The organism is Cobetia sp. 29-18-1 (genome assembly GCF_029846405.1).
GTDB lineage: Bacteria > Pseudomonadota > Gammaproteobacteria > Pseudomonadales > Halomonadaceae > Cobetia > Cobetia amphilecti.
This window is the reverse complement of the sequence record NZ_JARWKS010000002.1, coordinates 181,495-195,795: the sequence shown is the minus strand read 5'-3', so window position 1 is coordinate 195,795 and position 14,301 is coordinate 181,495. Positions and strand designations below refer to the sequence as shown.

The 14,301-nt window shown below is 65.8% G+C and carries 15 protein-coding genes and 2 riboswitches; of the genes, 8 read left to right on the top strand and 7 right to left on the bottom strand.

Annotated features, from left to right (window positions below):
• Window positions 1-37: 37 nt before the first annotated feature.
• The 4 genes from QD208_RS02615 to ftsB form a co-directional block, all read right to left on the bottom strand.
• Window positions 38-1,213, bottom strand: coding sequence for a tRNA pseudouridine(13) synthase TruD (locus QD208_RS02615; RefSeq protein WP_318527663.1), 1,176 nt, complete (start codon window positions 1,211-1,213; stop codon window positions 38-40).
• Window positions 1,206-1,706, bottom strand: a complete 501-nt coding sequence (gene ispF / locus QD208_RS02610) for a 2-C-methyl-D-erythritol 2,4-cyclodiphosphate synthase (protein ID WP_276315245.1) — start codon at window positions 1,704-1,706, stop codon at window positions 1,206-1,208. Before ispF ends, QD208_RS02615 begins: the two co-directional genes overlap by 8 nt.
• A 91-nt stretch (window positions 1,707-1,797) precedes the next feature.
• Complete coding sequence (locus QD208_RS02605) at window positions 1,798-2,595, bottom strand: 2-C-methyl-D-erythritol 4-phosphate cytidylyltransferase (protein ID WP_225347114.1); 798 nt, start codon at window positions 2,593-2,595, stop codon at window positions 1,798-1,800.
• A complete protein-coding gene (ftsB, locus tag QD208_RS02600; RefSeq protein ID WP_225347115.1) occupies window positions 2,592-2,996 on the bottom strand; it encodes a cell division protein FtsB in 405 nt (134 codons plus the stop codon). The genes QD208_RS02605 and ftsB overlap by 4 nt, the downstream gene beginning before the upstream one ends.
• Before the next feature lie 123 nt (window positions 2,997-3,119).
• Between ftsB and QD208_RS02595 the strand changes: the two genes are divergently transcribed.
• Window positions 3,120-3,431: an NGG1p interacting factor NIF3 gene (locus QD208_RS02595; protein WP_166018843.1), complete on the top strand. Its 312-nt coding sequence runs from the start codon at window positions 3,120-3,122 to the stop codon at window positions 3,429-3,431.
• Between the two features lie 52 nt (window positions 3,432-3,483).
• Here the strand turns inward: QD208_RS02595 and QD208_RS02590 are convergent, their stop codons facing one another.
• Window positions 3,484-4,068, bottom strand: coding sequence for an NUDIX hydrolase (locus QD208_RS02590; protein ID WP_054555560.1), 585 nt, complete (start codon window positions 4,066-4,068; stop codon window positions 3,484-3,486).
• A 142-nt stretch (window positions 4,069-4,210) separates the two neighbouring features.
• On the opposite strand from QD208_RS02590, the gene QD208_RS02585 reads away from it, so the two are divergent.
• Entirely contained in the window at window positions 4,211-4,840 is a 630-nt protein-coding gene (locus QD208_RS02585) for a CoA pyrophosphatase (RefSeq protein WP_054555561.1), read from the top strand.
• A 161-nt stretch (window positions 4,841-5,001) separates the two neighbouring features.
• Window positions 5,002-5,667, top strand: a complete 666-nt coding sequence (locus QD208_RS02580) for a 2OG-Fe(II) oxygenase (protein ID WP_225347116.1) — start codon at window positions 5,002-5,004, stop codon at window positions 5,665-5,667.
• A gap of 56 nt (window positions 5,668-5,723) precedes the next feature.
• Here QD208_RS02580 and QD208_RS02575 read toward each other — a convergent pair whose 3' ends face one another.
• The gene (locus QD208_RS02575) at window positions 5,724-7,196 is read right to left on the bottom strand and encodes an MFS transporter (protein ID WP_279835515.1); all 1,473 of its coding nucleotides are present in this window, start codon (window positions 7,194-7,196) and stop codon (window positions 5,724-5,726) included.
• Between the two features lie 247 nt (window positions 7,197-7,443).
• On the bottom strand, window positions 7,444-8,178 hold the full coding sequence (locus tag QD208_RS02570) for a class I SAM-dependent methyltransferase (RefSeq protein WP_225347118.1): 735 nt from the start codon (window positions 8,176-8,178) through the stop codon (window positions 7,444-7,446).
• A 331-nt stretch (window positions 8,179-8,509) separates the two neighbouring features.
• Between QD208_RS02570 and QD208_RS02565 the strand changes: the two genes are divergently transcribed.
• The 5 genes from QD208_RS02565 (at window position 8,510) to tenA (ending at window position 13,960) form a co-directional block, all read left to right on the top strand.
• Window positions 8,510-9,544, top strand: coding sequence for a lysophospholipid acyltransferase family protein (locus QD208_RS02565; protein WP_225347119.1), 1,035 nt, complete (start codon window positions 8,510-8,512; stop codon window positions 9,542-9,544).
• 70 nt (window positions 9,545-9,614) lie between these two features.
• Complete coding sequence (locus QD208_RS02560; protein ID WP_225347120.1) at window positions 9,615-10,946, top strand: PQQ-dependent sugar dehydrogenase; 1,332 nt, start codon at window positions 9,615-9,617, stop codon at window positions 10,944-10,946.
• A gap of 517 nt (window positions 10,947-11,463) precedes the next feature.
• The gene (locus QD208_RS02555; RefSeq protein ID WP_225347121.1) at window positions 11,464-12,174 is read left to right on the top strand and encodes a TIGR04283 family arsenosugar biosynthesis glycosyltransferase; all 711 of its coding nucleotides are present in this window, start codon (window positions 11,464-11,466) and stop codon (window positions 12,172-12,174) included.
• Window positions 12,167-12,892 (top strand): TIGR04282 family arsenosugar biosynthesis glycosyltransferase, encoded by a 726-nt coding sequence (locus QD208_RS02550; RefSeq protein ID WP_225347122.1) that lies wholly within the window; start codon window positions 12,167-12,169, stop codon window positions 12,890-12,892. The genes QD208_RS02555 and QD208_RS02550 overlap by 8 nt, the downstream gene beginning before the upstream one ends.
• 135 nt (window positions 12,893-13,027) lie before the next feature.
• A riboswitch (TPP riboswitch) is annotated at window positions 13,028-13,154 on the top strand.
• 146 nt (window positions 13,155-13,300) lie between these two features.
• Complete coding sequence (tenA, locus tag QD208_RS02545; protein WP_043331406.1) at window positions 13,301-13,960, top strand: thiaminase II; 660 nt, start codon at window positions 13,301-13,303, stop codon at window positions 13,958-13,960.
• Window positions 13,961-14,117: 157 nt separating this feature from the next.
• Window positions 14,118-14,258, top strand: a riboswitch (TPP riboswitch).
• Window positions 14,259-14,301 lie beyond the last annotated feature (43 nt).

Sequence of the window (14,301 nt, the reverse complement as noted above, 5' to 3'; positions counted from 1 at the left end):
GCGAATCATCGGATAGTCGTCATATCGCCTGACGGCACTACAGCAGCGGATGGGCGATCAGCTCACGCAACAGGCCCGTCGCGAAGCTGCCGCGCGGTAGATCGAAGTGCAGCCAGACACTGGCCTCGCCACCTTCGGTTTTTGCCTGCTCTGGCGTGATATCCCACTCCAGACGCGGCTTGCCGGGCATCAGGCGCAGCGGACGACGCTCCGCCTTGACGCCGGCCTTCTCGAGCCCCTCGCACAGCTGCGGCCAACGCGTGGCCAGGACCTGCTCGAGCTGGGCGACCTGCGCATGAGCCTCCGCCCGTCCGGTGCCCCACAGCGGGCCAGTGGGATGAATATCGCCACTCGCCAGGCGCTGCGCCAGCGTCTCGGCCGACTCGCTGCCATCGGTGACGAAGCGCGAGCCCGTCCCGTTGAGCGCAAACACCTCACCGCTCAACGCCGTCGCCCAGCAATGCGCCTTGAGGCGCGCAGCCAGCACCTCGTTGAACAGGAAGCTGCGCGCGGTCGACAGCAGCATGCCGCTGCGGTCATCACGCTTGCGCCAGCCACGCACCAGCACGGCACGTGCCCGGCCGAGATTATGTCCCTGATGCCCGAAGCGCTGCGGCCCGAAATAGTTGGGCACACCATCACGTATCAGCGTCTGCCAGCGCGCCTCGAACTCGGGATGCGCGACGGCCTCACCACTGACACGCAGCGCGAAGCGGTTGCCGCGATGCACGCCACGCTTGAGCTTGCGCGGATGACGCACGCTGGCCAGCACGCGGACGCCCTTCTCGGCCAGCGCATCGCTGAGATCCTGCGGCGCTTCACGCCCCGGCAACCACACGGAGACCCACTGCTGGGTGATCGCCTGCTTGTCCTTGAGACCGGCCACGCCGATATCACGCGACGCGACCTCACACAGGCCGGCCAGTTCACGGCACAGCTCATCGGTGGTCAGGCCACGTTTCTCGACCCACAGCCACTGATGCTCGCCGTGACCTTCGGGCACGAAGTCCATCAGCTCGGTGACCCGGAAGTCCTCCGGCGTGTGACGGAAGTCGCCGGCTCCCAGCGGGCCGCCATGCGCATGCGGCCAGCGCTGCATCAACTCGGCTTCCTTGACCCACGCCTCGCTGCCCGCGGCGTCCAACGCCGTCAGCGCCTCGGCAAACAGCGCATCCGCCTCGGGCGACTCAGACATGTCATTCACTTCAGACATGCTCGGCTCCGACCGCGGTCGGCAGCGCGCCCAGCAGCACCACCGCCTCGGCGGCGATGCCTTCCTTGCGACCGGTGAAACCGAGCCGCTCGGTGGTGGTGGCCTTGACGTTGACGACCGCCAGCGGCACGCGCAGGTCTTCGGCGATCACTTCCCGCATCGCCTGGATGTGCGGCGCCATCTTCGGCGCCTGCGCCATCACGGTGAGATCGACATTGCCGACCCCGAAACCGGCGGCATTGACCAGCCCGATCACGTGGCGCAGCAGGCCACGGCTATCGGCGCCGGACCACTCGCTGTCGGTGTCCGGGAAATGCTTGCCGATATCGCCCATGCCACAGGCACCGAGCAGCGCATCGCACAGCGCATGCAGCAGCACGTCACCGTCGGAGTGCGCCACGAAGCCATGCTCGTAGGCGATCTTCACGCCACCGATCATCAGGTGATCGCCATCGCCGAAGCGATGCACATCGAAGCCGTGGCCGATGCGCAGGGCCATCGGCACATGGCCAGCCTGCGGGGAAGAGGTCGCGGATTGCGCAGAGGAAGTGGCAGCAGCGGGTGTTGCAGATTGCTCAGTCATGTCAGGCAGATGTCCGGGGGCTATCGGGAAGCGCCTCGCGCGCGGCCAGCAGCAGGCGCGCCATGGCGAGGTCTTCCGGATGGGTGATCTTGAGATTGTCGCGGGCGGCGGCGACCAGCACGGGGGCACGGCCACAGGCCTCCAGTGCCGAGGCCTCGTCCGTGATAAGCGCGGGGTTATCCCCAAGCGCTTCACGCAGCGCCCGCCGCAACAGGCCCAGCGGGAAGGCCTGCGGCGTGAAGGCATGCCACAGGCCGACGCGGGATTCGGTGTGCGCGATGCTCGGCGCGCGCTCTTTATCGCCATCGCCATCGCCATGCGGGCGGGAGTCGCCGGCCGGCGCGGCGCGCTTCATGGTGTCACTGGCGGGGGCCGCGAGGATGGCGCCATCGGCACTGCGACGAGCGGTCGCCACCAGCGCATGGATATCGGCTTCGCGAACGCAGGGGCGCGCGACATCGTGCACCAGCACGAGGTCATCGTCATGGGCGTGGCGGCTCAGGCAATCCAGGCCTGCCAGCACGCTGTCGGCACGCTCGCTGCCGCCATCGGCGCGCAGCCAGTCCTGCCACGGCACCATCGATGGCGAGAAATAGCCATCGTCGGCGCCCAGCACCAGACAGAGTCCTGCCTCGGGCAGCGCGCGCTTGAGTGTCGCCAGCGTCGCCTCCAGCACGCAGCCCCCGGGCGACAGCTCCAGATACTGCTTGGGGCGGTCGGCCTGCATGCGACTGCCCACGCCGGCGGCCGGCACCAGATACCACAGACGGGGCTCGCGCGAGGCGTCTGTCGGCATCATGGCGTGATCACCTTGGGCAGCCCGCCTTCCAGGCCCTTGCCCTCCAGCGCACCGTCAGCCACTTCATCGGGTGATGGCGCCTTGCGTTCCGGCACCGCGACATTGGGCACCCACAGGAACTGCTCGTCCTTGCGCACCATGCCGAGGTCATTGCGTGCACGCTCCTCGATGGCCGCCAGACCATTCTTGAGGTCGACCACTTCCGCACCGAGCCGCTGATTGCGGTTGTCCAGCACCGCATCTTCCTTGGAAAGCTGCTGCACGCGTGCGCGAATATCGAATAATTCGGTGATGCCATTTTCGCCCCACCACAGCCGATACTGGAGCAGTGCCAGCAGCAGCAGCAGTGAGATATTGATCCATTTGAGCATGGCGATGTCCTTGGCCGTTGCAGCGCGCATTATGCCATCATCCGGGAGCGTGACGCAGGCACTGCCAGCATCCGTTGCCACGCTTGACGCACCCCTGTCGATCAGGGCCACCTGATGACAGCGCCCTCTCACCCTTCTGCCAGGAGTCATCCGATGTACAAGCTTGCGTTCTTCGTCCCGGAGAATGACGCCGAACACGTCAAGGAAGCCGTCTTTGCCACCGGTGCAGGGCGCATCGGCGACTACGAGGCCTGCTGCTTCGAGACACGCGGCACCGGCCAGTTTCGGCCACTGGCCAGCGCCAATCCGCATATCGGGACCTGCGGCACGCTGGAGCGCGTCGCCGAACTGAAGATAGAGCTGGTATGTGACGATTCGCTCATCGCCGCTGCCGTGGCGGCGCTGCGCGACGCCCACCCCTATGAAGAAGTCGCCTTCGATTGCTGGCGACTGGAAACGTTCTGACCCCGCGCACCCCGAAGAGCGAGGCACGCGAGGTCAGCATTGGCCAGACGATCTAGCTCGCGGGCAGGAAGGTGGTGTTGAAGAAGTGCTCGCGGGTTTCCAGGTCGATCTGCTCGAGATGCAGCGGGAAATGCTCGTCACCCTCGCCGTGGCGGCGGTCCTCGAAGTAGCGGCGCAGGGTCACTTCCATGGTCGGGAAGGCCAGTGACTGCCAGGGGACCTCCTCCTCGGCGAACAGCGCCACCTCGAGGCTCTCGACGCCGGCCGAGTAGTCACTGATCAGCTCGGCCCGAAACAGCATGTAGACCTGATTGATATGCGGCAGGTCGATCAACGTATAGAGCCCCTGCAGCTTGACCTCGGCGCCGGCTTCTTCTCGCGTCTCGCGGGCAGCGGCGTCGCTGGTGGTCTCGGCGTTCTCCATGAAGCCGGCCGGCAGGGTCCAATAACCCAGGCGTGGCTCGATGGCACGCCGACAGAGCAGCACCTTGCCGTCCCGCACCGGCAGGGTGCCCGCGATGATGCGCGGATTCTGATAATGGATGGTGCCGCAGCTATCACACAGGTAGCGCAGACGATCATCGCCCTGCGGCACTGCCAGACGCACCGTTTCACCACAGTGACTGCAATAATTCATTCGCTCTCCCATGAAATCTCAAGGCGCCCTTCAGTGACATCCCGTCTCCGCTTCCTCGTTGCGCGGTGGGGCCAGCGGCATGGCAGTCGCCTTGACCGCCAGGACCCTCGCGCCACATGATGAATGCCTACGAGGAAACGACATGCTAGAAGCCCTGCGCCAACGCCTGCAAGCACATCAACCCCTTGCGACTGACCACCAGCTACCACGCGCCGCCGTCCTGATCGCGCTGATCGATCGGCCCGAACCGACGCTGCTGCTGACGCGGCGTGCCAGCCATCTCAGCCAGCACCCCGGCCAGGTGGCCTTCCCCGGCGGCAAGGCCGAACCCGATGATAGCAATCTGTTGGCCACCGCGCTGCGCGAAGCCGAGGAAGAGGTCGCGCTGCCGCCCAGCGCCGTGGAGGTCTTCGGCCAGCTGAGCGACGTGATTTCCCTGCACGGCATGCGCGTCACGCCCTTTGTCGGACGCATTCCCGCCGACCTGCCGCTGCGCGCAGACCCCGGCGAGATCGAGCAGATCTTCGAGATGCCGCTGAGCATGTTGCTCAAGGACGAGCGCGAGCATACCGATGTGATCACCGTCGGTGACGAGACCTGGTACGTGCCCAGCTATCGCGTGGCCGACCAGGTGCTGTGGGGGCTGTCCTCGATGATGCTGGTCGAACTGATGGCCATCGGCTTCGGCCATGCTGTGAGTCTCAAGGCAGCGCCACCGCCTGGTGCCCCGCTGCGCCATCTGCCGCCGCGCCCCGTGCCGCCTCGGCCCTGAAGCTCAAGATCCTGAACTCCTGAGTTACTGAGCTCCTGCACCAGACAAGGTGCGTTCCCGCCTAACGGCTCGTCATTGCCCCGACGATATTGCACCGACAATGGCACTGGACTATAACTCCTCGCCCACGATGCCACGCCACTTCCCGTTCGGAGCGCCTGATGCCCGCTGCACCTGCACCCGCCCCACTGCTGGACCCTGTCGCACTCAACCTGCTGATCGATGAACTGGTCGAGCATGGCTACAGCGTGCGCCCCGACTTCCTGCCGCGCCAGGTCATTCGTCAGCTCAATGATGAACTGACGGAGCTTGAGACGCGGCAGCAACTGACGGCGGCGGGTATCGGGCGCGGGCGCGAGCATGATCTGCGCCCGGACATCCGCGGCGACGCGATTCGCTGGCTGGACCGCAATTCGCGTGCCCAGCGCGCCTATCTGGAAGCGATGAACGTGCTCAAGGATGAGCTCAACCGTGCCCTCTATCTGGGGCTGTTCGAGTATGAGGCCCACTTTGCCCACTATCCGGTCGGCAGCTTCTACAAGAAGCATCTCGACAGCTTTCGCGGCCGCGGCAATCGCCTGATCTCCAGCGTGCTCTATCTCAATGAGGACTGGCCGCGCGATGGCGGCGGCGAGATCGTGCTCTACGACCCCGAGGATGACAGCCGCGAAATGGCACGCGTCACCCCCGAGGCCGGCACCTTCGTGTGCTTCCTCTCCGAGCAGATCCCCCATGAGGTACTACCGACGCATCAGGCGCGCGCCAGTGTCACCGGCTGGTTCCGGCGCAACAGCTCACAGGGCAATCTGGTCGATCCCGCACGCTGATTCCCGGGCGGGAAGGCCCGGCCAGACAGGTCTGGACAGCACCGCACCAGCGGCCCTCAGTCGCGCGCCAGCGGCGAATCATCGCGTGGCGGCACTTGGCGCTGCGCGTCCTGCAATGATTGCTCGTCAGTCAGGGCCTGCTCGTCGTGCAGCGCCTGCTCCTCCTTGACCTCGATCTCCTCGAGGCTGTCCAGCGAGGCATCCGTGATCAGCTCCGGCATGTCAGCGACCAGCTCACGCGTGACCTCGACCAGCGGGTCATCGGCCTCGGCGTCACGCAGGTGCTCCTCGGCGGCCTCGACCAGTTCAGGCCCGACCGCAAGCTCGGTGCCCAGCGGCGTCTGCGGGGCATGGGTCTCGAAGGGTGCCAACGGCTGCGGCGCCGGACGCATCACGCGTCGCCAGACGAAGAAGAGCAGCATGCCGCCCCCCATCACCGCCAGACTCAGTGCCATGCCGGGCATCGCGCCCATCTCGGCCATCGGCAGCGATACCGCCGGCGGTGACAGGGTCGACCCCACCGCGTTGATCAACAGCAGGCCCTGACTCATGCGCACCAGGGCGCCGGCGGGCGCACGGTCGGCGGCGTGGCTGACCGCCACCGGATAGAGGGTGAAGGCGGCACCGCCGAGCAGGAACAGCACCGTCAGCTGGGCGATGCCCTCGCGCGCCGGCCCCATCAGCAAGGCGGCGAAGCCGACGATGGCGACCGACAGGATGATCAGCACCTGCTGGCGATCGTGGCTGTCAGACCAGCGGCCGATGGGGTACTGCAGCAGCATGCCGCCGAGAATCACCAGCGCCATGCGCTGACCGATCTCCGCGGTGCTCAAGGTGCCGCCATCGCCCAGCGCCAGAGGCAGCAGACTGTAGATGACCGCCACCACCAGCCCCGAGGCCAGACAACCGAACACGCCCGTCGGCGTGATGCGAATCAGGCGCCACGGACTCAAGGGCTCGGACTGTTCGATCAGCGGCGAGACGCGCGGCAGCAGCACCAGCGGCAATACCGAGGCCGCCGCCAGCATCGCCACCAGCATGAAGGCCGCCTCGAGGCTCAGCATGGCGGTCACGCCCAGCAGCAGCTGACCGAGCACCCCAGCGCCGTAGAGCACGATCATGTAGAGCGCCAGCAGACGCCCGCGCACGGCGGGGTCGGCGGCGCTCAGCAGCCAGCTCTCGATGACCAGATACACCCCGACCAGCGACCAGCCGATCATCATGCGCAGCAGGAACCACACCACCGGGTGATCGCCCAGCCCCATGGCCAGCGCCGCGACCGCCACCAGCGAGGCGAAGCCGGCATAGGCGCGGATATGACCGATGCGCAGCAGCAGGCGGTCGTTGACCAGCGCGCCGAGCCCGAGGCCCAGATAGTAGGCCGAGCTGATCAGGCCGATCGCCTCGCTCGAGACGCCGGCGGCAGACAGCCGCAACGGGACCAGCGAGGTTAGCATGGCGTTACCGATCCCCAGCAAGGCAAGGCCGAGCAGGGGCGCAAGGGACATCAACAGCAGATGACGGGGCATGACCAGATCCTCGGCCGGCCGCCAGTCAGCGATCAGCCAATGCCGCAAGGTGCGGATATCGTCGGGAGGGGGAATTTGCCCTGCGAGAATACGTCAAGGCGCGGGCAATATAGTGACAGTCCGCGCCAAATCCAAGCCTTTTTGCGTCATTTGGCGACAATATCGTCTTGGGTGTCGCTGCGCGCTGTCCTGCGCTCTATCCATGCCCTGTCCCGCGCCCTGTCCCATGCCCTGCCCCGCGCTCTTGTCAGGCGGGTTGGGGCACGCGGAAGATGACGCTGTCGTTGGCGACCTGCTCAAGCTCGAGTCCGTGCGTGCGCGCAAGCCAGGCAAAGGTCGCCGGGCTGAACAGGCACACATGCGTCGGATCACGCAGGTAGTGCCAGCGCCTGAGCGCCTCCGGATCATCCGAGGCGGGCTGCGTCATCACCCCCAGCAGGCCGCCGGGCCTGAGGCAACGCAACCACTGGCGGAAGACCTCGCCCGGCGCGTAGAGATGCTCGATCACCTCGGTGCTGACGATGAAGTCATGCTGGCGGGTGAGCGCTGACGGGTTCGGATGATAATAGAGGTCGTGCAGCGCCATCGGATGGCCCGCCTCCTCGAACATCTGCGCCAGGGCAGGCCCCGGCCCACAGCCGAAATCGAGCCCGCGGGCCCCGGCCGCGAGCCGCTCGCACATCGGCGTGAAGAGCTTGGCCAGGAAGCTTCGATAGCGCGGGTCTGCCGGGTCGTTCTCGTGCTGGTCGTAGATGTCCTGCTCTGCCCTGGCATCCAGGCGCTGGGATGGCGCCAGATACAGCAGATGACATTCCGGGCAGCGCAGGTAATCGCGCTCGTCGGCGGGCGGTCGCTGACCGGTCTCGGGGCATGGCCTGCGTCGCTGTACCAGGTGCAGTACATGCTGGCTCTGGGACGCCTCACACAGCGGGCAGACAGTATCTGAAGGCGGATAGGGAACGGGGGAATCAGGGGCTGACATCAGGGCTCCGCGGCAAGGGACACTGGCGATGAGGATCGACGTCACCACACGACTGGCGGTGACAACTCGCCGCCACGCGCGACACCACGGCGGCAGGGGTGATTCCGCAGCAGGTGAACGTATCGAAGGTGGCGACTGTCTGAGTGCTGAATGATACCCCGCGCCAGTGTCTGGCGCCTGCCACGATGGAGCCTGCAGGCACCGCCCCCCTCTGGCACAATGAGCATCATTCGAGTGCGGCACCGCGACACCTGACGATGTCACGGCGCCTGCCTTCGCGTCAGACAGGCGCGATCTTTCACGCCAGACCACCGGAACTTCACGTGTGACGATGGACAAGACTCTCAAGCGGTTCGAACAGGCCATGGAACAGCGCCTGACTCCTCTCAAGGCCAACTCCGTGGCCTGTCTGTGGCAACGACTGTCCGGGCTCAGCACCCGCCAGCTCTGGTGGCTGGCGCGCCCGTTGGCGCGTGTGGTGCAGCTGTGCAATCCCCGCGAGCGCCGGGTCACGCGCCAGAATCTGGGCCAGGCCTTCCCGCAGCTCGACAGCCAGGCGCGCGCGCGTCTGGCGAGCGACAGCCTCGCGCATTCCACCGCCACCATGCTGGAACTGGGCAAGGTGTGGCTGGGCGATGAAGACGCCGTGCGCGATTCGATTCTCGAGGTCCACGGCCGCAACCTGCTCGACGAGGCGCGCGCCGAGGGGCGCGGCGTCATCGTGCTGGCGCCACACTTCGGCAACTGGGAAGTGCTAAATTTCTGGCTCTCCAGCCACTTCCCGTTCACCGCCATGTACGAGCCGCCCAAGTTCGAACGCCTCGACCCGATCATCCGCAATGGCCGTGAGCGCATGGGTGCGAGCCTGGTGCCCACCAACTCGCGTGGCGTCGCTGCCTTGCTCAAGGCACTCAAGCGCGCCGAAGCGATCGGCATACTGCCGGATCAGGAGCCGGGCCGTGGCAGCGGCGTCTTCGCCGACTTCTATGGCCGCCCCGCCTATACCGCCACCCTGCTGCCCAAGCTGGTGGCGAGAACCGATGCCCGCGTCGTCACCGGTGTCGCCCAGCGTCTGGAAGATGGCCATGGCTTCGCCATCCACTTCCTCGCTGCGGATGAGGGAGTCTATTGCGAAGAGGAAGTCGCCTCGGCACGCGGGGTGAATTCCTCGGTGGAAGCGGCGATCGCCTTGGCGCCGGCCCAGTATCAGTGGGAATACAAGCGCTGGCGCAAGAGCCCGCAGGAAATGGAGCAACAACCGGGCTGGCAGGAAGCCCGCTTCTACGCGCGCACCTATTCCTTCTTCTCGCTCAAGGGCTGGCGCCGCTATTTCAAGCATCGCCGCAAGGCCAGCAAGCGCGGCTGAGGGCAACACTGGCGGATCAAGCCATCAGCTCCCAGACTGAATGCGCATGGCTCAATGACAGGAGGCAAGGATGCCGATCGAGACTCACACCGCTCACCTCACAAGCTCATCGCCCCGGCGCCCCTCCTTGCCCCGGGCAGTATCGACACGCCTGCCGGCAAGTCTGGCGACACGCCTGGTCGCAAGTGCCGCGGCGGCCTGTCTCGCATTGTCTCTGCCTGCCCAGGCAGAGGCAGAGACAGAGGCCGCTTCCTCGCTGTCGCTGGTGAGCGCTCAGCAAGTGCCCAGTGATGCCCCTGCGCTCAAGCTGCCTGAGGGCGCCACGCTCGAGCGGCTGGCCTCGCTCGACAGTCCACGCATGCTGCACCTCACTGATGCTGGCGAACTGCTGATCGGCTCGCGGGCCGAGCGTGTCTATCGCGCTCAGCTGACGCCGGACGGCAGCCTCCCTGCCGTGAAGACGCTGGTCGAACTGTCGGGCTACCCTCACTCGCTGGTGGTGCGTGGTGACAAGCTCTATGTCGCGACCACTGCAGCCTTGCTGGTCGCCGACTATTCACCCGGCGAGTCTCTCACCCGCGATGACTTTCGTGAGCTGATCGCCCTGCCCGGCGGCGGTGGCCATAACTCGCGCACCTTGAGTCTCGGGCCGGATGGTGGCCTCTATCTGGCGCTGGGCATCCAGGGCAATTGCTCGAATCAATACCTCGCAGGCAGCGAGCAGGGCTACTCCTTCAGTGAACGCCGCGGCGGCGTGCTGCGCCTTGAGGAATCCGGCGATGCGCCGCACTGGCAGCCCTGGGCCAGCGGGCTACGCAACCCGGTAGGCCTCGCCTGGCAGCCAGGTAGGGAAGATGAGCCGCGTCTGCTGGCTACCAACAACGGCCCCGACCACTGGGGCTATGAGCAACCCCGCGAACTGGTGGTTGCTGCCCGCGAAGGCAGCTTCCATGGCATGCCCTGGTATCAGTGGGTCGATGGCCGCTGGCAGGCGGATGACTGCATCACGAGCGATTCACCGCGTGAGCGTGACGAGATTGCGCCGCCGCTGGCCGAGATCCCCGCTCGCAGTGCACCGATGGGAATCGCGGTGGTAACGCCAGAGCATCCATTGGCGGCAGACATGGATGTCGTGGTGGCAGTCCACGGCAGCTGGGGCACGGCGCCCTCCGGCAACGCCGCGGGTGACCCGGCCAGCCGCCGTGAGCCTCGCCTGCTGGGCCTCAAGCTGGCGACGCCAGACACTGAAGCACGCCTGGTGCCAGTGCTGACCGGCCTGCAGGACAGCAGCAGCGGTCAGCGCTGGATTCGCCCGCTCGATGTTCTGTTCGGCCCTGATGGCAGCCTGTACTTCACCTCGGATAGCGGCGCGGCTGGCCTCTATCGCCTCACCTTCGATTGATGGCCTGACCTCCAGCAGAACGGGCTTTTGATAATCGAGGCCCTGGCCCTTATTCACGCGCTCTCTCCAAGCCCTCTTGTCCAAGCACTCTCTTCAGGCTCTCTTTCCAGGAGCTGCTTGGCAGAGGGCCTATGGAGAGGGCCTATAAATAGGGCCGATGAATGCAGCGCTTGCCTGCTACAGATACTGAAAACCTGCCTTGCATGCCCCGCCTGCGAATTACAGGAATGTAGTCCTGTGCCCTCGCATGCACCCAATGGCCAGCTAGGCATTGTGTGGCCATGGAGCGACACTGGGTCGACGCCAAGCGTTTATTGAACGATGACGCGCTGATAGAGCCTATCTCGCCCGTGCATCCAGCCTACGAACTCCTGCGTATGATCCAACGAATACGCCATCGTCGGAGCCTGCCGCCATGAACCAGCAGCCACCCCCAGCATCACGGACGTCCGCCAGCCGGGACTCCCTGTCGAGCACATGCACGCACCTGACGCGCGCTCCCTGGCTGAGCATCGTGATGCCGGTGCATGACGAGGCAGCCGGCATCGTGCAAACCCTGATTGCCCTGAGTCGCCTGCGCGCGGGGGGTGACTGTGAAGTGATCGTGGTGGATGGTGGCTCGACGGATGGCACCCCCTCACTGGCCCGACCGCTGTGTGATGCCGTGCTGAGCAGTGAGCCGGGCCGGGCACGCCAGATGAATGCCGGAGCCGCGCGTGCACGCGGAGAATGGCTGCTGTTTCTGCATGCCGATACCGACTTGCCCGACAATGCGCTGGCATTGCTCAAGGAGGCCATCACGACGCATCGCCGCAGCGACTGGGGCCGCTTCGATGTCAGCATCAAGGGCGAGTCGCCGTGGTTACCGATGATCGCCGCCATGATGAATCTGCGCTCGCGGCTGACCAGCATCAGCACGGGCGACCAGACCCAGTTCGTGAAGCGCTCGACCTTCGAGGCCATCGGCGGCTTTGCCGACATGCCACTGATGGAAGATATCTGGCTGAGTGCCCATCTCAAGCATCTGACCCCGCCAATGAACCTGACCGCGCGTGTCACGACCAGCGGTCGACGCTGGGAGACCCACGGCGTCTGGCGCACCATCGTCAAGATGTGGGGACTGCGGCTGGCGGCCTGGTGTGGCGTCTCCCCTGCACGCCTGGCACGCCTTTACGGCTATCGCGCCGCGGCGCAGGCCTGTGAGCAGCGCGGCATGCCACATGCGTGATGCGGTGTTGCCTACCTTGCCCACCGCTGATGCCGCGTCAGAGGTGCGCCCGACTCTCATCATCTTCGGTCGCCTGCCCATCGCCGGCCACTGCAAGACACGCCTGATCCCCGCACTCGGCCCCGAGGGCGCAGCTCGACTCTATGCGCGGATGCTGAGCCATATCGTTGACCACGCCTGCGCCGCGCGCCTCGGCAAGGTCGTGGTGATGCTGACGCCCTCTGCCGAGCCGTCGAGTCAGGCACCTGAACAGGCGGCTCTGCGGGCAGCGCTGGAAGCCCGGCTGCGAAGCGTTGTCGATGCCACTGCCGACCTCACCTTCGAGGCACAGCCGCAGGGGGAGCTCGGTGAGCGAATGTCCCGGGCCATGGCCCGACATCTGCCCGAGGGGCCGGTGTTGCTGATGGGCTCCGACCTGCCAGCGCTGGATAGCCAGCGGCTGCGCGAGGCAGCCCACAGACTGCGCACTCACGACGCGGTGCTGCAGCCCACCGACGATGGTGGCTATGGCTTGATCGGCCTCAAGGCGCCCTGCCCGCAAGCCTTCCTGCTGCCCCACTGGAGCCATGCCCATGTCTGCCGGGACACTCTGGCGCTGCTGGCCCGGGCGGGGAGAACGGCCGCTTGCCTGCCGACCAGCTGGGATGTCGATGAGCCGCGTGACCTTGCGCGACTGTCGCGCCACCTGCCGGCACTCATGGCCGACCTTGCCGCTTGAGACTTTCCATAAATAAGCCCGCTTGAGGCTCATCACAGGTTCGGCATGCCTCCCAAAGTCGTATGCATTTTTGCTCACACTGCCCTTCTTCTACGCCGCAGGGCTGTTACACTCGCTGCATCGTGACTCACATGTCACAGCTTGACGGGGTGCCGGTAAGACCGGCTGAGATGTCATGCGCAGGCAACGTCCTTGCGTGAATGACGATCCCGCCGAACCTGATCCGGCTAGTACCGGCGTAGGGATCAAGCGCGAAGCGATGCCACTCGATATCGTCACCACTTTCTCACGGTGACTGTCGGCACCTCCCCCGCTTTTCCCCTGCTCCTGTTCCGGTACTGGCCACGCTTGCGCCAGAGACCTGCCGCCCCATTACGGGTCGTCAGCACGCTCACCGAGGGATGCGTCATGCCTAGTTTCAACGACCTGACCAGTGCCTGCGCCGAGGAATGGCGTGACTATCTCGAGCACGACTTCGTTCGCCAGCTGGGCGAAGGTCGTCTGCCGGAGGAGTCCTTCCGCCATTACCTGCAGCAGGACTACCTGTTCCTGATCCACTTCGCGCGTGCCTGGGCGCTGGCCGCCTACAAGAGCCGCACCCTCGCGGAGCTGCGTCAGGCCACGGCCAGTCTCGACACCATCCTCAATACCGAGCTCGATCTGCATATCGGCTACTGCAGCGAGTGGGGCATCAGCGAGGATGACCTGAGCGAGCTGCCGGAATCCCGCGCCACCCTGGCCTATACCCGTTACGTGCTCGATTGCGGCCAGCGCGGCGACCTGCTCGATCTGCACGTGGCGCTCGCGCCCTGCCTGATCGGCTACGGCGAGATCGCCGAGTGGCTGCTCGATCAGGACACCACCGAGATCGAGAACAACCCATACGCGGACTGGATCGCGATGTACTCAAGCGATGACTTCAAGGAAGCCGTCGAAGCCGAGCGCGAATGGCTGGATGCGCGCCTCTCGGAGGTCTCGGAGCGCCGACTGGGTGAGCTGGTCGATGTCTTCCGGGACGCCACGCGACTCGAGATCGACTTCTGGCAGATGGGCCTCGATCGCGCTTGAGTCATCACAGACTGACGTCCCGGCACTCGCCATGAGCCGCTCGGGATGACGCCATCCCCATGGATGGCACGACTGACAGGCCAACAGAGCCTGGATGCGAGAATGCTCCCCGTGGCAAGCCTGACGCTTCGGGCAACACCCTCGCATTGAAATCTGCACACGCTTGACGGGGTGCCGGTGGAACCGGCTGAGATCCTGCATGCATGCTTCGCCGCCCTGACGCGCGAGCTTGCCAGCAAGGGGTCCCGTGGAACCTGAACCGGTTAGGACCGGCGTAGGAATCAAGCTGATGGCCAGCCGCTGCGCGCGGCCGCCTCGCTCCCGGGCCACCTGCTGGCAAG